The sequence below is a fragment of the Oculatella sp. LEGE 06141 genome (genome assembly GCF_015207605.1).
In the GTDB taxonomy this organism is placed as follows: domain Bacteria; phylum Cyanobacteriota; class Cyanobacteriia; order Elainellales; family Elainellaceae; genus Oculatella.
Genome location: NZ_JADEWO010000008.1, coordinates 97,574 through 118,614 on the forward strand (window position 1 = coordinate 97,574; position 21,041 = coordinate 118,614).

General features: G+C 50.7%; 9 protein-coding genes. 6 read left to right on the top strand and 3 right to left on the bottom strand.

The features are described 5' to 3' along the window. Nucleotides 1-300: 300 nt before the first annotated feature. The 4 genes from IQ268_RS08210 to IQ268_RS08225 all read left to right on the top strand — a co-directional run bounded on the left by IQ268_RS08210 (nt 301) and on the right by IQ268_RS08225 (nt 6,360). On the top strand, nt 301-2,853 hold the full coding sequence (locus IQ268_RS08210) for a TonB-dependent siderophore receptor (protein ID WP_228035194.1): 2,553 nt from the start codon (nt 301-303) through the stop codon (nt 2,851-2,853). A gap of 212 nt (nt 2,854-3,065) precedes the next feature. After that, the gene (locus IQ268_RS08215; RefSeq protein ID WP_193877332.1) at nt 3,066-3,899 is read left to right on the top strand and encodes an iron-siderophore ABC transporter substrate-binding protein; all 834 of its coding nucleotides are present in this window, start codon (nt 3,066-3,068) and stop codon (nt 3,897-3,899) included. Nucleotides 3,900-3,944: 45 nt separating this feature from the next. Next, nucleotides 3,945-5,249 (top strand): MFS transporter, encoded by a 1,305-nt coding sequence (locus IQ268_RS08220; RefSeq protein WP_193877334.1) that lies wholly within the window; start codon nt 3,945-3,947, stop codon nt 5,247-5,249. A 103-nt stretch (nt 5,250-5,352) separates the two neighbouring features. Beyond that, complete coding sequence (locus IQ268_RS08225) at nt 5,353-6,360, top strand: sucrase ferredoxin (protein ID WP_193877336.1); 1,008 nt, start codon at nt 5,353-5,355, stop codon at nt 6,358-6,360. A gap of 168 nt (nt 6,361-6,528) precedes the next feature. Here the strand turns inward: IQ268_RS08225 and IQ268_RS08230 are convergent, their stop codons facing one another. From IQ268_RS08230 to IQ268_RS08240, 3 genes are all read right to left on the bottom strand, one after another. Then, entirely contained in the window at nt 6,529-7,092 is a 564-nt protein-coding gene (locus IQ268_RS08230; RefSeq protein ID WP_193877338.1) for a hypothetical protein, read from the bottom strand. A gap of 16 nt (nt 7,093-7,108) precedes the next feature. Further along, complete coding sequence (locus IQ268_RS08235) at nt 7,109-10,087, bottom strand: LysM peptidoglycan-binding domain-containing protein (RefSeq protein WP_193877347.1); 2,979 nt, start codon at nt 10,085-10,087, stop codon at nt 7,109-7,111. A gap of 430 nt (nt 10,088-10,517) precedes the next feature. After that, complete coding sequence (locus tag IQ268_RS08240) at nt 10,518-14,540, bottom strand: multicopper oxidase domain-containing protein (protein ID WP_193877349.1); 4,023 nt, start codon at nt 14,538-14,540, stop codon at nt 10,518-10,520. Between the two features lie 477 nt (nt 14,541-15,017). Between IQ268_RS08240 and IQ268_RS08245 the strand changes: the two genes are divergently transcribed. Together IQ268_RS08245 and IQ268_RS08250 are read left to right on the top strand one after the other, a co-directional pair. Beyond that, the gene (locus IQ268_RS08245) at nt 15,018-15,260 is read left to right on the top strand and encodes a helix-turn-helix transcriptional regulator (RefSeq protein WP_193877351.1); all 243 of its coding nucleotides are present in this window, start codon (nt 15,018-15,020) and stop codon (nt 15,258-15,260) included. Next, on the top strand, nt 15,257-20,770 hold the full coding sequence (locus tag IQ268_RS08250; RefSeq protein ID WP_193877353.1) for a PAS domain-containing protein: 5,514 nt from the start codon (nt 15,257-15,259) through the stop codon (nt 20,768-20,770). The genes IQ268_RS08245 and IQ268_RS08250 overlap by 4 nt, the downstream gene beginning before the upstream one ends. The last annotated feature ends 271 nt before the right edge of the window (nt 20,771-21,041 follow it).

Consider the following 21,041-nt stretch of genomic DNA (forward strand, 5'->3'; position numbering starts at 1 on the left):
GCAAACCCTGTAAAGCCTTATCCTGCAATCGTTTCCAACTCTTGCGGACTGATTTTACTTTCTATGACAAAGAACTTTTTATGACCAGAGAAAGTTCAAAGCCGTCACGCTTGGATTCTCAATAGAGAACCTTAACTAGGAATAAGTGGCAATAAGATGTTCATATATCGTGAATTTTTTGATTCCTTAATGAGAAAGATTGCAATTGGTAGTAATCTGGTTCTGTCTCCACTTTGTTACAGAACTAAGTAAGCAGAGTAGACCTGCCGTTGAATCTAGCAATTGACGTGAGGAGTCATTTTGAAAAGTTCATCGAGATTTTGGTTGGTTTGGATGGTGGCGATCGCCTCTATTGGTTCTACCCACTCTGCTCAAGCCCAGGTTGAAGCACAGTCCGATTCACCTCACTTAACGATTCGTTCAAATATTCCCCGACTGAGCAACCTCAATGAACCAAACTCCTCTGTGGAGGAATGGGTGCAGATGGCTCAAGTGGTTCAAGTGACGGAGGTGCGCGTGAATCCGACTGAAACGGGGGTGGAAGTCATTCTAGAAACTGGCGATGGGGTACTTCCATCGCCAACCCTCACCACCCTTGGCAATGCGTTGGTTGCCGATATTCCTGATGCTGTTTTGGCACTACCCGATCAGAATGATTTTCTGGTGACAAATCCAGCAGAGGGAATTGCTCTGGTCACCGTTACACCCACCGAAGCGGGAATTCGAGTAGCGATTACTGGTGCAGATGCGCCTCCTGTCGCCGATGTCAGGGTTGAGGCACAAGGTTTGGCGATCGCTGTTACTCCCAGTGTTCCCAGTGCTGAAACCGAGCAAGATGCCATTCAAATTGTTGTTACAGGTGAGCAGGATGAAGAATACGCCGTCACGGATTCAACCGTAGGAACGCGAACGGATACTCCCATTATTGAAGTACCACAAGCTATTCAGGTCGTACCGGAGCCAGTTCTAGAAGACCAAAATGCGCTGTCCTTGAATGATGCTTTGAGGAATGTCAGTGGGGTACAAATCTCCTTTGCCTCTGAGCAATCGCCCACTACAGCAGTCATTGCGCGGGGATTCAACATCGATAACTTTTTAGTGAATGGGTTGCGCGATACCACCTTCGGAGACCTGGGTGTTGGGCTGACCAATGTTGAGCGAGTGGAAGTTCTCAAAGGTCCAGCTTCTGTCCTGTATGGATTGGGTGACCTGGGTGGAACCATCAATATCGTCACCGAACAGCCCCTGAGTGACCCTTTCTATGAACTGGAGTACACCTTGGGCAGTTTTGGATACAATCGTCCTGCCATTGATCTCTCTGGACCATTAAATGCTAGTGAAACCCTGCTGTATCGACTGAATGCAGCGGTTGAATTTGGCGGCAGCTCTGTTGATTTTGAAGAAATTGAGTCTCGCCCCTTCGTCGCCCCTGTTTTGACCTGGCAGATCAGTGACGACACCGTACTGACGGCAGAAGCCAACTATCTGAGAAACAACACGAGGTCAGAGTCTCCCGCATTACCGGCTGTTGGTACCGTGATTGGCAATCCCAATGGTGACATTCCGCTTGATGTGAATTTGGGAGAACCCGATCTGGTTGAAACTGAAGAGCAAGTTACCCGAGTTGGCTATCGCCTTGAACATCAATTTAACGAGGATTGGGCGCTTCGCAGCGAATTCAATAGTGCTTTCTTTCGAGAGTTGAACAATACCATTGTTTTTCCATTAGGCTTGCAGCCCGATCAGCGAACCCTGTCGCGGGCTTTGGTTGATGTCAATACCGATCGAGATAATTACGTCCTCAACAATACTCTGACAGGACGATTTAGCACGGGTACCATTGAGCATCAGCTATTGGTGGGGGTTGAGTTAGCACGAGAAACGGTCACGGATCAATTTGTTGCTAATTTGATTAATCCGATTGATATTTTTGATCCGGTCTACAGCCCGGATAGCGTGGGCGATGTGGTCCTTAGCCAAGACTTATTTACCCGCACTGATTCTATAGGGTTTTATGTACAGGATCAGATTTCGTTTACCGACAATCTCATTCTGGTACTGGGTGGGCGATTTGATATTGCAGGCGTGACCAGAGAGGATGCGATCGCTGGAATCAATGACTTTCAGGAGGATAATGCTTTTAGTCCTCGTGTTGGATTGGTCTATCAGCCCACCGATGATGTTTCACTCTACACCAGCTACACGCGATCGTTTACTCCCCAGGCTGGGCAAACCTTTTCGGGGGAAGCATTTGAGCCAGAGCGAGGGACACAGTACGAGATAGGGGTCAAAGCAAATTTGTTGGGCGACCAGCTTTTTGCAACGCTTGCTTTCTTTGATCTGACTCGCACTAATGTGCTGACCACCGATCCAGACAATACGCTATTTCAAATTCAAACAGGCGAACAGCGCAGCCGCGGGCTTGAACTGGATGTGCAGGGTGAGATCTTACCGGGATGGAGTATCATTGCCGCCTATGCGCTCACGGATGCTGAAATTGCCGAAGATGAAGTGTTTGAGGAGGGGAATCAACTATTCAATGTGCCCCAGCATTCCGGCAGTTTGTGGACAGTATATGAGCTGCAATCAGGGGATTTGCGTGGGCTGGGGGTTGGTTTAGGTCTGTTCTTTGTCGGAGAAAGAACTGGGGATTTGAACAACACCTTTGAATTGCCCTCCTATGTTCGTACGGATGCAATGGTGTATTATCAGCGCGATCGCTTCCGTGCCCAACTCAATATCCGCAATCTATTTGATGTTGACTACTTTGAAGCATCTCGTAGTGGTACTGACCTGGAAATCATTGCAGGTCAGCCTCTGACAGTATTAGGAAAGGTATCATGGCAATTCTAAATGGGAGTGTTTATCAGGTAATTCAAGGGGTGATCAACCTCATAGTTTGCTGGAAAAGAAAGAGGCTGAGGAGCCTCGTCTATCCAGTTCTCATCGGTTTGACATGTCTGCTGGTCACAGCCTGTGTCCCTCATGCATCTTCTAATTCTTCTGACACTGGAGCACCGACAGCAAACTGCCGCCTCATTCAACACGCAATGGGAGAAAGCTGTGTGCTCCCATCTCCAGAGCGTGTCGTCACACTGTCACTTCCGCCCCTGGCAAATCTGATTGCTCTTGATATCAAACCCATCGCTACCGCCACCTATGATGCGTTTACTGGTATCGAGGTGCAGCCCTATTTGCAAGATAAAGTTGACGGCATTGAATGGGTCGGTACAGATGACCAACCGAGTTTAGAAAAGCTGGCACAGCTTAAGCCTGATCTCATCCTTGGATTTGATAAGCAGCATGAGCAAATTTATTCCCAATTATCTCAAATTGCGCCAACGGTGCTGTTTGACGTGGGCGATCGCAGCGATTGGAAACAGCTTGTCCTAGAGGTGGCAGCAGTGTTTGATCAGACCTCAAAGGGGGAGCAATTACTCCAGGACTATTCCCGTCGTGTTGACCAGTTGAGGGAGCAGTTAGGAGAAAAGGGACTTCAGCAAGAAATTTCGATCGCCTACACGTTAGGAGGCGATATTTATTCAGACGCAAAAAATTCCTTTCCAGGCAGCATTTTAGAAGATGTTGGGCTTAAGCGTCCTGTGAATCAAGATAGGGTTGCCTCTAACAATGGCAGGCTGATTTTTTCTCAGGAGAATATCGACAGTATTGATGGCGATGTTCTCTTTGTGCCTAAGAGTGGTAATAGTCTTGATCAAGATCAGGACAAGTTAATGCAAACACCACTTTGGCAAACGCTTAAGGCTGTGCAACAAGGACAGGTGTATCGAGTTAATCTTTGGAACTGGACAGGGCTGGATATTTTGGCTGCCCATGAAGTACTAGATGATTTGTTCGAACATCTTGTGGGTGACGAGCCTAAACCGCCTAAACCCTAGTAATTACTCTTTCATTCGGTATGTGTCCATCTTCTTTCAACTCGCATGAAAACGTTTATTCTCATCTGGTTGGGGCAGATGGTTTCGACCATTGGCAGTGCCATGACGGTCTTTGCGTTTATCCTGTGGGTCTGGGAACGCACAGAATCAGCAACAACCCTGTCTTTATTTGGCTTTTTTTCAGAACTGCCGCTGATTGGTGTCATGTTAGTAGCTGGAGTCCTCGTCGATCAAGCCAATCGAAAACGATTAATGATTCTGGGAGATGCAGGGGCACTGTTCAGTACCATCGGTGTCACGGTGTTGTATGCTGCCCATCTGCTTGAAGTCTGGCACCTGTATATCATTGTTGCCCTGCAAACCTGTTTTAGCCACGTACAAAACCTTGCTTATTCCGCCTCGATCTCAACGATGTTGCCCAAAGAACACTATGCTCGTGCAGGGGCAATGCGTACAATTGTTAGCTACAGTGCCACGATCCTTGCACCGGGTTTGGCAGGGTTCTTGTATCCTATGATTGGGCTAAGGGGCATTCTTGGAGTCGATATTGGCACTGCTCTGGTGGCGATCGCCACCCTATGTATTGTCCAGATTCCGCAGCCTGTAACATCTCACTCTAAGGACGAACCGTGTTCAGATACGCCCACGTCCCTTTGGCACAAGTTAACCTTTGGGCTGCGCTACATCTGGCAAAGCCCTAACCTGCTGGCGCTGACCATTGCCTTTTCCTGCTTTTGGTTCTTCCATCAACTTGGAGAATACGTGTTTAAGCCCATGATTTTAGCTCGCACTGACGGAAGCGCTATCATCCTGGGCAGTGTATCTATGGCAACCGGTGCAGGAGGACTGATTGGGGGTGGAGTTATGAGCATCTGGAAAGGCTTCCATCCTCGAATTCATGGAATGCTGCTGGGCTTTATGGGAGCGGGAATTGGCAAACTAGTGGTGGGAATTAGCCCTATTCCACTGGTTTGGATTCTGGGTCGAGTGTATACCTTCATCCATTTTCCGGTTCTACTCAGCTCTAGCAATGCCATCTGGTATGCCAAGGTCGCGCCAGGGTTGCAAGGGCGAGTATTTGCTGCTGATCAGTTGATTGGCATCATCGTTGGAGCATTTACGGCTTTGCTAGCTGGGCCTCTTGCTGATGGCATCTTTGAGCCAGCAATGCAGCCCAACGGAATACTAGTCCCCTTTTTAGGATTTATCTTTGGCACCGGAGATGGTGCAGGTATGTCGTTGCTGTATGTAATTGTAGGTTTTGCAACACTGTTAGTTGGATGTTGGGGCTACAGAATACAACGGTTACGAGAGGTTGAAATACGTCTACCCGATCATGATGAGATATAACCAACTGTGTCGTGCTACAAATACGATGAGCCACTGTCGATGAACAGGCTTGTTGGAAATCAGGGATAATAAGCAGCAGTTTCAAGATACTCTTTCAACTTCCATGAATGCTTCATCATTGACCGCAGATTGCCAATTGTGCTCCGTTATTTCGAAGACAAACGGCGAAGACCCAATCGGTAGCGCCAATCCCTGTGATGGCTGGCTAGTGATGGAGTTACCCCTCCCCTGGACAAACGAACGCTTCCACCACGATCCACTGCTTCAGCCGATTCACAGTTTGTTTCACGATCTTCATGATCAGGGTATTAGAGTCGCACCGATGGCGATCGCCCCCGACCAGGAGTATTCCATTCCCAATCGGGCGAACGTCTTCTACTATTACCGTCCCGATCGTGCCTTTGCCCAATATGAGAAGCAAGCGTTTCTGCTTCCAGCGGATCAAATTATTTTTCTGATAAAAGCTTTGCTGTTCCAACCTGACGATCTGCATCGATTCTCGGCGTATCAACAGCCTACAGATGACATCCGCGATATCATGGTTTGCACTCATGGCAACATTGACATCGCCTGCGCTCGATTTGGACACCCCATTTATGCCCAACTCCGTAAAAAGTATGGCGCTCAGTCTAATGGGAAATTGCGAGTTTGGCGCTGTTCTCACTTCGGCGGACACCAATTTGCCCCCACACTGGTAGATTTTCCCACCGGACAGGTCTGGGGACACCTCGAACCTCATATTCTGGAGGGTTTGATCAACCGAAATGGTCCTGTAACCGATCTCCGCCCATTTTATCGAGGGTGGTCTGGGTTGGGGCAATACGAGCAGATGGTAGAACGCGAAATCTGGATGCAGCGGGGTTGGGAGTGGTTACCTTATCGCAAATCTGGACAGGTGTTGGCACAAGACCCAACCCATGAGGAGTGGAATGCTGACTGGGCTGAAGTGCGGTTAGAGTTCGCTTCACCCGATGGTTGCATTGCGGGCACCTACGAAGCGAGAGTTGAGATCTGTGGTTCTGTGATGACGGCTCGTAACTCTGGAGAAGCCCAAACTCCGGTTAAGCAATATCGGGTCAATCGGTTGAGAATGTTGGGTGCTAACTCCTGACCCATCAAAATGCTGGCGCGCGCTTTCATCACGTTCATGAGAGAAAAGCTGGAATGCCCCAATTCCATTTCTGAAATGACGGCATCATGAGCCAAACATAACGAGTGAATCGTTTCAGATTTCCTCTAGATAGACTGCCCCAAACTGTTCAAGAACCATCCTGCTTCCTTACTCCTCATATTTATTCACTAAAGGATCAATAGTTATGGTATCGAAATCCCAACCAGGGAACTGAGCTAGTTTTGCAGCAGCACTGGCAATATCGTGCAGCGATTTATAGGGATTAAGCCAATGAATAGCACTGCCATCACCTGCACTCCTCATTAACTCCTGATCGATTTGAGGAACGGACAACAAGGAATCGCTTGTAGTAACAGCGCGAATGGTCTCAATCATTTCGGCCTTGTGGTTCTCATTGAGAGCAATCAACCACAACAAACCACGTTCAAAATCCTCACTTTCAGAAACTTCTGCCAATAACTCTGCCGAACAAGAATCTATGAAGGTAAGCAAGTAGGGTTTATGATCAACCACAATTTCTGAGTTGGCCTTTAGTTCCTGTCCTAGAGACCAGCGTTGAGGAGAAACGGTGATTAGGCAGGCTGAACGATGCAGGAAGGCAAAGGATAAAAACTGTGCTGCCACTTGCCGCCATTGCCAGTAGACATCAATTGTCTCTAGCGGTACAGGCAGCCCAATTTCGATGCTGTTCGAACCCAATAGCTTCAGCAACAGGGTAGTCATTGCATCATCCCCAAAACGATTTCACCACATTTTCTCCGACCCAAGAGCCACCAAATGCGCCAGCAACACCACCAGCAAGCCCCCCAACAAGGCCACCCACTCCTGCTCCTACGGGGCCACCCAATGCGCCGATCGCCGCACCTAACTGGGCGCCACCCCACGCCCCTGCGGCTGCGCCACCCCATCCACCAGCAACGCTCCCTGCTGTTACCGCTGTGTTTTCTCCAAAGCGTCCACCATCGGCTTCAACTGCATCGGCCAGGCGAATCGTATCCGTTACAACCGCAACTGGCTTTGCAACTTTACCAACACCTTCAAGCACCCGTGCCGTACCACCCGCTGCTCTCAACGTTCCGGGTGATATTCTGGTGTGTGGATCAGGCTTACCAGTCAACTGTGGGTTTGCATTGATATGGGGGTATTTGGTTTTGTTGTCTGGCGTATCGAGACGAATTAAAGGGGCACCAACAGGCAACCCTGTTGTCTTACTTATTCTTCCTGCATGGGTGTCGCGTATTCCTGTGACAGTATCACCCCGCTGTGGCTCTAGCTGATAGCGTTGCTGTGATCCGAATAAAACTCCTTTTTCGACATTTCCAGCAAGAGAGAGAGGAGTCTGAATGTAAACGGACGTTCCTTCTCGTACTTGGCTAACCTCTTGCTCGGTGAACGAGCGACCATCCGCTTTGCGAAGTTCTCGCCAACGATTCCCATCCCCAAGCTCCCTTTCAGCGATCGTCCAGAGCGTTTCTCCTGAGCGGATAACATGTTCTCGTTGATCAGACTGAGCAGAACTAGAGGCAGATGTAGCCGGAGAGACTGCCGTTTTAGCTCCCGATAAATAGACCAACGTTCCAACTTGGAGATGATGAATGTCTTGCTCTGTGAAGGTGCTGCCATCTGCTTTTCGGAGTTCCTGCCAGCGGTTGCCATCTCCAAACTGGCTCTGCGCGATCTCCCATAAGGTATCACCTGATTCAACGACATATGCTTGTTCACCCAACTCGTTGGAGTTGGCAGGCGATCGCTCAGAATTTGGAAGATAAACCTCAGTCCCAATTTGAAGTTGATGTGCTTCTTGTTCGGTGAAGCTACTGCCGTCTGCTTTTTGAAGTTCCTGCCAGCGGTTGCCATCTCCTAGCTGTCTCTCAGCAATATCCCACAGTGTATCGCCCGACTCAACAACATATGCCACAGACTGAACAGGACTAGAGAAAGCAGATGTGGACGGCTCAGGAGCAACGGAGGCTGAAATGGCGGTTTGTTCTACCACCGTCGTAGTGCTTGGAAGATAAACCTCAGTTCCAATTTGAAGTTGACGTGCCTCTTGTTCGGTGAAACTACTACCGTCTGCTTCGCGGAGTTCTACCCAGCGGCTCCCCTCTCCCAGTTCCTGTTGAGCGATCTCCCAGAGGGTGTCACTCGCACGAACAGTAACGGAAGATCCCAGCGGCTGCGTGAAGGTAGATTCTATAGAATTTGGTTGCTCACTGGGAATAGCGCCATTCAAACTGCTCCAGGTTGGGCGATCGACTTTTTGATCCAGATTTTGAATTGACTGAGAAGGAGTGAGATCAAAAGCCTCAAGGGAGGCGATTTCTGCCTGTTCGATCGCTGCCGATCGATCCAGTAGACCAAATCCAGTTTGGGCATCCCATCCAGGTGTATTGAGGTCTTTAGCACTAGAGCGCAAGGTATGAACAACTTGGTGAACATTCAACTGTGGCTCTTTTGCCCATAGCTCAGCGATAGTTCCTGTCACTTCTGCCGCTGCCAGAGAAGTTCCGGCTAGCGCACTGTTGTCACTATGACCCGCAACCACCAGATCCAAGCCTTCGCCATAGCTGGAATAGCTGGCACGATCATTTCCTGCGGTTGCACCTACTGTAATAATGTGGTCAAACGCTTGAGACGCTTGACCCAGAGCCGACATTGCTCCTCCCTCATTTCCCGCAGAGGCAACAATCAATACTCCGTTATTTTGGGCATACGTTAGGGCTGCTTGTTCTGCCTCAGTGAGTTCAAATCGGGTTGAGACGCTACCATCGGAGTTGATCTGGGTCAAATCAAAGCTGAGGTTGACGATCGCCCCTGAACGTCCGGAAGCTTTGGCAGCATCTACAAACTGCACCAATGACTCTGCCCACTGTCCAGTTCCAACACCCTCTCCAAGCCAATCTGGAAAACGTTGACCAGCCTGTTGAATAGCATGAACAACCTGTGACCCATGACTTTGAGCACTAAAGCCCGTATCAATAACACCGATAAACGGTTGGTCTGAGGTAGCAGGGCTAACTGGTTTTACAGAGATCGATTGACCTGCATGGGACAAGTCAAATGCTTTATCAATCCAAGCCTCCGTTGCAGATTGAGCAGTTTCAATGAAATTGCTAGTTTTTGCTGCCATGCTACGACCCAGGCGAGTAGTCGCATTCACAGCTTCTTTCACATCAGGATGAGCAGACAGGTCAGTAATCTTCTGCTTGATCAATGCGATCGACTGATTGAGGCGATTATCTACTGTAGTCCGAAGCTCGTTATCAGGTGCATTCCAATTCTGTTGAGCGGTATCGATGGAGCTGTAAACAGTTTCAGCGATTTCAGTAACAGCAGCATAGGTTGCTTTCCTGACCGCTGAAGTACTGGATTCAACCATGTTATCAACCGCATCCAGTGCCTTTCCCGTCAGGTGAGCGGCATAATCGATCGGGAGAAGTCCACTTTCAAACTCATCGCCATAAACACCCGTGGAGGTACTGTTCTGTGGTGGTAAACCCGTCAGAGCATCAGATCCGGCTGCGTCATTCCCACCATCTTCAGACTTCAAGAGCGGATGCTCGTAACCTGCGAGAGCGGTAGGTGGTTTGCTCAGCGGTTGTCCAAATACATCACGACTTAAGTTGAGATAACCGCCAGGTAAGCTCGATGTAGCATCAAGACTGGAATTACCCCCATCAACGGGGTTTACTTCTTGAGTAGACATGGGTTAAATATCTTGGGAGCTAGAGTTGTCTGTTAAACACTAAAGATTTCAAGTAGATTTCTCTTATCCAGCTTGTAAGTTGACCGTTAGTAGTTGTTCGTTTTTCTAGTCATAGCAGCGATGCACCTCAACTGACCTTCGTAGAGGTGAGCTTTTTGGAGGTATAAAAACGCAGAGAACAGTCTACCTATTCCTCGTCACGCTCATCATTAACCAATACGACCTTACAGCAGTTCTCAATTGAGTCAGCCACCGTCTCGCCAAGATGGGTGTGGGGTGTAGAGTGTGAGGTGCAGGGTTTGGGGTGTGGTGAATGTAAATGAAAATGGCTGTAACTCAAGCCAATTTTGCAACTCAAACAATTCCTCAAAGCAGCAATTAACGCCGATAGAGACGTGACGTATCACGTCTCTACACGGCTAGAGAAGATTTACCCCAGGTTGAGAAGGGATAGCAGGTACGGTGTACGCGCTATTCTCAAAATGCCCCACAACCCTTGAGCTACTGCCCATTTCAGCACGCCACTGCGGTACATATAGTCTCCGGCTCGGTCGGCTGTTGCCAATTCAAAGGTGCGAACACTACCGCAGGACAGTGCTGATTCCGCCGCAACGCGAGGGCTTTGGTCGCCCATGTAACTCCATTCGCGCCAGGTATGACCGTGAATGGTAAAGCTATGGTTGCGGGGGCGATCGGCGGCACAAATCAAATGGAAGTGAACCTCTCCTCGGCGGGGCACCACCCAGGTCGGAGTAGCAGGATTCGCCAGATTGACCAGTGTCGGATCTAGCAACGGTTCAACCCGATAGTTAAATCCTTTGTTTCCCTGGTCTTCCGTGTCTTCTGCCTCTTCCGCAAGCAGAGCAGGATTGCCCGCTCTGGCAAAATCTTCTGGTTTGTCAGGCAATGGCACCTTGAGATCGCCGTTAATAAACAGCCGCAACCCATCCTGAAGCAGTAGCACCATTTCCTCGCGGCGATCGCCATACTGACCACAGATCGTTGCACGGGTTCCATGCCATGCTGCAGGGCTACACAGAGGTGCGGTCGCTTTGCCAGAAGGTACCCGGCGAGGGGTCGCTCCGCGTGGTTCGACAATGAGTGCGCCAATGAGTCCATGACGACGATGATTTCGCACGTCGGCCATGTCTTGCAGCAAGACAGATCCCACCTGATCGGCATACCACAGATAGGTATAGCTCTCCCCTGGAGAGACGCTTTGGATGGGATTTTTGCCCACGTTTGCGCCATCATACTGCTGCACATCGTAGCGCAGTAAGTCGGCGTGAATGGAAACCTGACTGGAGACGAGACGTCCTGCCTTGTCGTCATCACGACGCTCCGCAAGCACTTCGGGCGAGAACGGTTCTGGAGTTAGGTGGACAGGCAAGCGGTTGTGCAGCTCGATTTCAACCCATTCTCCGGCACGGCAACGCAGCACCAGGGGTTCTGGTTGAACGGGGGGAGATACGGATTGCCACTCGGTTGCGCCGGGAGTGGCGATCGCCTCAAGGCGATACATCAAACCAAACGGATCGACCAGATCGGCATCACGATAGACCAGCGATCGGGCTTCTGCAATCACCTTAAATCGGCGGCGCTGTTGAGTATCAGGCGGAGTCGGTAGCGGTGGATCAGACAAGGGTGTAATGGGCACCAGTTTTTGTCCCACTTCATCCAACTGAGCCGGATTGTGGCTACGAACCAGCCCCCAACAGCCCACCCACAGGTCATCGGCTCCGGCAAATTTCCACAGATAGTCGCCAGTTCCGTAAGACTCCTGCACCGTGAAGGTAAAGGCTTCTGAAATGCCTAGCGTTTGCTGATTACTCAGCGGCGAGGCAGGATCATGGCGGAAGCGTCGCCAGCGCATCCCGTGAACCTGGAAACTGTGTTGTTCTTCATGAGATCCCTGCACCAGCCGCATCCAGATCGGTTCATTGGGTAAGGTATGGAAGATGGGGGTATCGGGTTCTTTGTTCTTCTCGGAATGAAACCAGTAGGCTGGCTCTTCTGGCCGCCGCTCTCGCAGTGGAGAAGAGCGATAATTAACCGCCATCACGCCATTATCATCGTGACTACCAAGTTCATCGGGTGGCTCGATCGGCCTTCCCTTGCGATCGAACATCGGTATCCAATCGGCAACAGCAACACAAAACTCACGAAATTCCTGTACGCCATCGATCGGTTGAGGCAGTTTAATCACCGCTTGTTGTCCACTCAGGATCGTCTTGCTGAGATCAAACGGGTCGTGGAAGGTTGCGCCTTTGGGTTCGACAATCAATGCCCCAAACAAACCGTGTTTTTGGCGATAATTGGCAAACAGATGATCGTGAAAGAAAATGGTGCCAAATTCCTCATCGGCCCACCAGCGATACACCATCTTTTTACCCAAAACGGGCGCACTCATGTAGTTCCAACCCGTACTGGCTCCATCGGCACAAATCGGGTCAAACTTCACCATGTGAACATGCAGCCCACATTCCCCTTCCCACTCCAGCTTGTCACAGGTTGGAAACGCCGGATCAAACGCGGTTCGATCAATTTCAAACGGTAATTGATTGTCGAGCGTGAGTTCCAGCACATCATCATGGCGACAGCGAAAGAACAGCGGCTCTTTTGCCCCATCTCGCTGATCTGGATCGCCCTCTGCGGTCAGATAGAATAAATGTCCATCCGGATCATGCCAACCATCATCATTGTACTCAATGCACCGTTTTACCACGCCAATTTCATGGGTTGGTTGCGGCAGTTCGCGAGGATAGGGGAAGCGCGTAAACAACTCGCCCGGACGTGGATCGGCGTTAAAGGCACTCCATTCCAGGGACGTTGCTTCCCGATAGTCTAACTCCTGCGACATCTCAGCAAAGTTACCCGGAAAAGGAGGCTTGGGCGATTTTTGTCCCACAACACCTGGAATAAACAGAGGGAACCCAGGGCGATCGGGCGTGGGTGCAGGGGGCGGTTCGCGATCGGGTAAAACGGCTAACTTGCCGATCGGCGTTCCGTCTGGATAGCGACCAATGCGGCGATCGCTGTAACGAGGATCATCATTGGGTAGTGCCTCTCCTTCTACACAATCTTGATCGGCATCAAAGGCTTGATGGGTATCAAAGGTGCGGAATATCCCCCACATGCCTTCATGAAAATGAGGATACAGATGGCAATGCCAGATCACATCTCCTGGAACGCCCTGACGATTTCCTGCGCCCCATAGAGGAATAATAGTATGTCCGGTTTGTGGACTGATGCTGATCGCGTCAATGAGCGGAGTTTGGGGATTGTTGGGAACCGCATGCCATGCATAAACATGCAGGTGAAAGACATGGGTTTCTTTGACTCCAGCATGAACCAGCCGAATTCGTACCGGGTCGCCCAAATACGCTCGTAGAATAGGAGTCGCGGGATCACCAAACATCCATGAGCTGTGATGCTGCTCTTCGTTTAGCACAGGCGCGTCTAGCGTTCCCTCACAGTGTTTCTGCCAAATGATCCGTTCCCGGTTAATCATTGGCTCTGCCCGGTAGCTGACTGGCATTAGTGACATATGATCTGCGTCGTGATCGTCACCATGCTCGTTGCCACCATGTTCATTGCCACCATGTTCATTGTCTTCACGACAGCCTGATTTACAGGGATTCTGTTGCAAATCCCCGTGGGGTGGTACAAACTCTGGCTCATCATGAAAGAAGATGACATACTCCCGAAACGAAGCGTTATCAGCCGCATACTTTGGCGGTTGAGAAAACCGATTGTTTGGATCGGGGAAGAGTTTTTTGGGCGATCGCTCTAATTCTGCCCGTGACCGTAAATGCACGTCGGCATACAGCCCATCTTCTAGAAGACCATCTACTCCCACTTCTGGGTTAGACCACCAGGCTCCCTCTGGTTCTACAACCAGGGCACCGAACAGGCCGTGGGCATTTGTTCCATCCTGATTGCCAGAAAAGTTTCCAGCATCGTGGAATGGAAATACCCCTTCATGTTGACAATGCCAGATATAGTTGCGCTTTTCCCCTGGAGCAATGAGACTGGAGGCGTTTTGTCCCACCTGTGCGCCATCACTCGTTTGAATATCATAGCCATCGCCAACCAAATGTAAACCAATGGAGCGATCGCGAATTTCATTTTCTAAATGCACCTCTACAGTGTCACCGTGGCAGGCTCTAAGCACCAGCGGACGCACCAGTGGATGCGGCTGTTTTGCTTCCTCAGACGTTTTGGGTAGCGTCATTCCCAGTTGCCGAGCGCGCGCCTGAGCTTCAACCACCAGTTGAGCATCGTTAACTGTGCCTGCCATTAACTGCTTAATATATTTCAATACGGGTAAATTTTGTTTCAACGTAAACATCAAACCATTGTGGTTGTGATCGCCATATTTGTTGAAGTACAGGGTGATTTCGATCGCCACAACGTGATAATGACGCGAGCTAAACTGACTGAGCGGCAGCATAATATCTTTCCTTACTAGCAACAACCAGTGAATCAGTGAGTAACTTGGCTATTGCTGTAATAGTTGCAAACTTGGTTATCCCTGCCAGTACACTTGTGGGTACTTTATTTTGCTCCCTTGCAAGAATTTAAGGACGATTAGAGGCTGTTTGAAAGGTGTTGATTGTCACTCGATCTGCCCCTTTTTCTGGCTTGCAGCAAGCGCGAAGACCAGAGTTGGGTTGGGGGGTGAATTCACACAATTCAGCAACGCCTCTGTTTGAGCCTCACTATCATGACCCACGCGGTTGAGAGTAAACTCCTGGCATTACGCTCGCTGGCCTCGTGTTGGATTATCCTCACCGGAGAATGGCTTCATCAACTCAAACAATCTTTGAATCTCGATGTGTTACCTCAATCCTTCTCTTTCTTTGGATGGATAGAACAAAACTATACCAGGTGGTATAGCTAATGAATGCAATTTAGTGATGTGCGTTCTATGCCTGCAATCGAGCAGTCAGAGCTGGCAGCCTTAGTCCGAGAAACGCGACAGCGGCTTGACCTCTCGCAGGTCAAATTTGCCAAAAAGCTGGGAGTGTCCTTTCAAAGTGTAAATCGCTGGGAAAATGGACGGACAAAGCCCATACCGATCGCGTTGAAGCAGATCGAACTGCTGCTACAACAGATGGGAGAACAGGGTGAAGACCTCCTTGCTCAATATTTCAGGAAACCGCAGCGATGACAGGTTCAACACAGAGCAAGGCTGCTAACTCCGTCTTTGCGAACGGTGGCGAAATGGGTGAGTTGATGCGATCGCTCGACTGGTCACAAACACCCATTGGGTCGGTGCAGTCCTGGTCACACAGTCTCAAATCACTGGTCAAGACATTGCTCACCTCGCGCTATCCAATGGTGCTAACCTGGGGAGCCGAGTTCACGCAGTTTTACAACGATGCCTACTCTCAATTAATTGGGGATAAGCATCCAACCGCCCTGGGAACCGACATCCGGGAAACGCTGGCAGAAGCCTGGGATACGCTTGGTCCCATGATTCAGCGAGTCATGGCAACGGGGGTAGCAAACTGGACTCCGGCACTGCCGCTGGTTTTAGAACGCGCTGGGTATCGGGAAGAATCCTACTTTAGCGTCTCACATGCTCCAGCCGAAGATGACGATGGGCAGATTGTGGGTATGCTGGCAGTCTGTAGCGAGGTGACGCAGCAAGTTTTAGGAGAACGGCGACTGCGGCTGTTGCGGGATCTGGCTACTCAAACAGGTGAAACGCGCAGTGTGCAGGAGACATGCCAGGATTTGATGACGGCGATCGCCGCTCATCCCCTAGATGTTCCGTTTGCGCTTCTTTACCTACGAGAGCCGGACGGCAGCACGCTCTCCCTCCAAGCAACCGTGGGCTTAACCGCAGACAAACAGCTCTGCCCTGATTCGATTGATTTAGCAACCAGTCACCCGCTTTGGTCGTTCGCATCAGCGGCGGCGGGTGAAACCGTTTTAGTAGAAGCATTGAATCACCACATGACCGTGCTTGGAGGTCTGTGGAATGAATCAGTTCACACGGCTCTGATGATGCCGATCGCCTCTGGTCAAACCGCGACGTTAGGCGTGTTGGTGGCTGGCGTAAATCCCAATCGGGCAATTGATGAAGGCTATCGATCGTTCTACGAGTTGCTAGTCGGACAGGTTTCCGTATCGATTCGCAATGCTCAGGCGTATGAGGAAGAGCGCCGTCGTGCCGAAGCGTTAGCCGAACTCGATCGGGCAAAGACAGCCTTCTTTTCTAACGTCAGCCACGAGTTTCGCACCCCTCTAACGTTGATGCTCAATCCGCTGGCAGAGGTGCTGCAAAGTGACCATCTGCCACGCGCCGAACAAGAGAAAATTGCGATCGCCCAGCGCAACGCCCAGCGGCTCCTCAAGCTCGTCAATACCCTGCTTGACTTTTCGCGGATCGAAGCCGGACGCGCTCAGGCATATTTTGAACCCACGGATCTCGCCACCTACACCGTTGAATTGACCAGTCTCTTTCAGTCTGCCATTGAGCAAGCGGGACTGCGCTTGATGGTGGATTGTCCCCCGTTGCCACACCCTGTATCTGTCGATCGCGATATGTGGGAGAAGATTGTGCTGAATCTACTCTCGAATGCGTTTAAGTTCACCTTTGAGGGGGAAATCGCGGTTTCCTTGCATCTGCTAGGCGACCAGGTGGAACTAATGGTGCGCGACACGGGCACGGGCATTCCTGAAGCCGATCTGCCCCGATTATTTGAGCGATTTCATCGAGTTGAAGGCGCAAAGGGACGCACATTTGAAGGCACTGGCATCGGGCTATCGCTGGTGCAAGAACTGGTGCATCTGCATCATGGCACGATCGCCGTTGAGAGTACTCTGGGTCAGGGCAGCAGGTTTCGAGTCCAGCTACCGATAAACGCCACACCTGCGGTTTCCACAGAGCGAGGCAGTCACCATTCTGACAGCAATGCTCAACCGACCAACAGCGCAACGTCTTATGTGCAGGAAGCCTCAGGCTGGCTACTTGGAACCCCAGATCAGCGGGTAGATGAGTGGCTGGGTAAGAGCGTGGATCAATCTCCCTCTCTCCCTTCCTCTCCTGCTCGCATCTTCCTCATCGATGACAATGCCGATATGCGGAACTATCTGCACCGCATTTTGAGCGAGGTTTATCAGGTGGAGGTGTTTACCGAAGGATCAGCCGCACTCAACGCTGCCCGCACTGCAACGCCCGATTTAGTCCTCAGCGATGTGATGATGCCGGGAATGGACGGGTTCGAGTTGCTCAAGCAATTGCGACGCGATCCACACACTTGCGAAATTCCAATTCTGCTGCTGTCTGCTCGCGCCGGAGAAGAAGCGGCAGTGGAAGGGCTAAGTGCCGGAGCCGATGATTACCTGGTCAAACCGTTTAGTGTTCGCGAACTGTTGGCACGAGTCGCTGTGAATGTGGAACTGGGGCGATCGCGCCAGGCTGCCGTTCGTCGTCGCCTCGATCAGGTCTTGTCTTCTGTCTCTGATCTCATCTATATCTTTGATCTGGCAGGGCGGTTTACCTATGCCAATCAATCGCTGCTTGACCTCTGGCAAAAACCATTTGCAGAAATTGTCGGTAAGACCTTTCTAGACCTCGATTACCCACCTGAACTAGCCGATCGCCTTCAGCAGCAGATTCAACAGGTCATCACCACGCGCCAACCGCTCAAAGACGAAACACCCTACACCAGCGCTCTGGGTACAAGAGCCTATGAATACATTTTCGTGCCGCTATTAGATGCAGATGGCGCAGTCGAAGCCGTGGCAGGTACGGGACGTGATATCAGCGATCGCAAACAGGTAGAAATTGCCCTGCGCGAAAGTGAGCAACGGTTCCGTACGCTGACCGCCACAATGCCACAGTTGATTTGGACGGCAATGCCCGACGGCAATGTAGATTACCTCAGCCAACAATGGGCAGATTACATTGGTTTGCCGCCCGAACAGCTTTATAACTGGCGGTGGCAGGATGTCGTTCATCCAGCGGATCTGCCCACCACTCTGCGTGATTGGGGACACAGCCTGGAAGTGGGCGAACCCGTGGATATTAAACATCGTTTTCGCTTCCGCACCGGAGAATGGCGCTGGCAGTTGGTACGCGGCACTCCCATTAAGGATGAGGCTGGACAGATCACGAAATGGGTGGGAACCTGCACCGACATTCAAAGTGAAATTGATGCTCAGGCAGCGTTACATCAACGAGAACAACGCCTGACCCTTGCCACCGAAGCGGCTCAACTGGGTGTGTTTGAGTGGCTCGTGTCAGAGGATGTTGCCTTTTGGGAAAACGATCGCGTATACGACATTTTTGGGCATACCCGTGCTGATGGCACCATCTCCCGGCAAGCCTTTGTTGAGAACTATCTGCACCCAGATGATGCCGCAACCTTTGCCACAAACCTTTCAGAGGGAATGCAGACGGGCAAATTACATCAAACGATTTGCCGGATACACCGTAAAGACGGGGAAATGAGATGGCTTGAATTTAACGGACAGTTTGAATTTGCCACCGATGGCTCACCATTGAGACTGGTGGGTGTGATTGCTGATATTACGGAGCGCAAACTCAGCGAGCAGGCAGCAGCGGATGATTTAACCGACACGCGAAGACTGCATGACTTGAGTACGCGATTAATCTTTGAGAGCGATATTCAGGTGCTGTATGACGAAATTCTGGCTGCCGCGATCGCCATCATGCGAGCAGATGCCGGAACCATTCAACTGCTCGATCCCCATACCAACCATCTAATTTCCCTTGTTGCGCAGGGCTTGGAACCAACATTAACGCATCATTTCCAGTCCGTAAGTGCAAGTTCTAACACCTCTTGCGGCATTGCCCTGACCAATGGTGTACGAACCTTCGTTGACTTTGATGCCCCCGACGTTCCTGATCCAGACGGCTCTCTCAAACGACACCTTGATGCCGGGTTGCGATCGGCGCAGTCTACGCCTCTGATCACGCGTTCAGGCAGAGCGATCGGCATGCTATCAACCCACTGGCGCGATCGCCACAAACCCAGCGATCGCGAACTGCGGTTTCTGGATCTCCTTACTCGGCAGGCGGCTGACCTGATGGAACGTCGGCAAACCGAAGCCGCCTTGCGAGACAGTGAGGAGCTAAAGCAACGCATTTTAGAGAGCAGTAAGGATTGCATCAAACTGTTAACGCTCAACAGCGAAATTGCCTATATCAGCACAGGCGGGTTAGGTCTGCTGGAAGTTGATGATCCAACGTCCGTTCTCAACACCTGCTGGCTTGATTTCTGGCAAGGCGAAGATTATGAAAATGCTAAACAGGCGATCGCGGCTGCCAAAGCGGGCAACATAGGACAGTTTCAAGGCTATGTTTCCACCCATAAGGGCACACCAAAATGGTGGGATTGTATCATTACGCCCGTGCGGAACGGTGCAGGGCAGATCACGCAACTGGTTGCCGTCTCCCGCGATATTACCCGGCAAAAGCAGGCGGAGGCTGAACGGGAACAACTGCTGGCACAGGAACAGGCTGCACGGGAAGCGGCTGAAACCGCTAACCGCAGCAAAGATGAGTTTTTAGCTGTACTGTCCCACGAGTTGCGATCGCCCCTCAATCCCATCCTGGGTTGGACTCAATTACTCCAGAACGGCAAACTCGATGCTACCCGTCAACGAGAAGCTTTGAACACGATCGAACGGAATGCCAAACTCCAGACGCAACTCATTGAAGACTTGCTCGACATCTCCCGCATCATGCGAGGCAAACTCTCTCTAACAGTAGCTCCTGTGAGTTTAACCTTTGTGATTTCTGCTGCCCTGGAAACCGTGCAATTGGCAGCCGCCGCAAAAAATATTCAGATCATTCTAAATCTGGCTTCAGAGGTTGCCTCTGTGTCTGGGGATGCTGCCCGTTTGCAGCAGGTGGTGTGGAATTTGCTCACCAATGCCGTCAAGTTCACACCGAATGGTGGACAAGTAACGGTTGAACTGCGGCAACTCGCGCAACTCGCGCAAATTCGAGTCATTGATACAGGTAAAGGCATCAATCCGCAGTTTTTGCCGCATGTGTTTGAGTATTTTCGGCAGGAAGATGGCTCAACCACTCGCAAGTTTGGCGGATTAGGATTAGGGCTGGCAATCACCCGTCAAATTGTCGAAATGCACGGAGGAACCGTATGGGCAGAGAGCCAGGGTGAAGGGCAAGGCGCAACCTTCATCCTGCAATTGCCAACGATACAACAAACAGTATCGATCATCCCTAAGCCAACTCGAACTCAACCAGACATAGAATTGCCGCTAGAAGGCATCCAGGTTTTGCTCGTAGACGATGATCCAGATACTCGTGAAGTTCAAGCATTTGTGCTGCAACAAAGTGGTGCAACTGTAACAGCGGTTGCGTCAGGGTTCGAGGCATTACAAACGTTGGCTCAGTTCACTCCTGATATCTTGGTGAGCGACATTGGCATGGCGGAGATGGATGGCTATATGCTGATGCAGCAGATTCGATCGCGCCTACCTAACCCAGGGAAAACAACTCCAGAGGGAGGTTCACTGTTGAAGGCGATCGCCCTGACCGCTTATGCCACAGAGCTTGATCAGCAGCGGGCGCTTCAAGCAGGATTTCAGGCTCACATCACAAAGCCTGTAGAGCCAGAGGTGTTGGTGCAAACGATCGCCCGTCTATGTGGCCGGAATACATGGGGAAGGGCATAATTCAAGATCATCAGAATCATCACGATTATTCAGCGGCAGAGCAACTTTTTGGGTTGTGTTGCAAAAATGACCAACGGTACGTGGGAAGGCTTACAGCCATTTTCATTTGCATTCACCACACTCCAAAGCCTACACCCCACACCCATCTTGGCCAAACTGTGCTTACTCGATTGAGACCTGCTGTAACTCCTTGCTCCTAACTCTTCATGTCCACTCCTTCCCTATTCAAATGGCGGCTTTTTGACCAGAGATTATGTTGAATGTGCGGTGG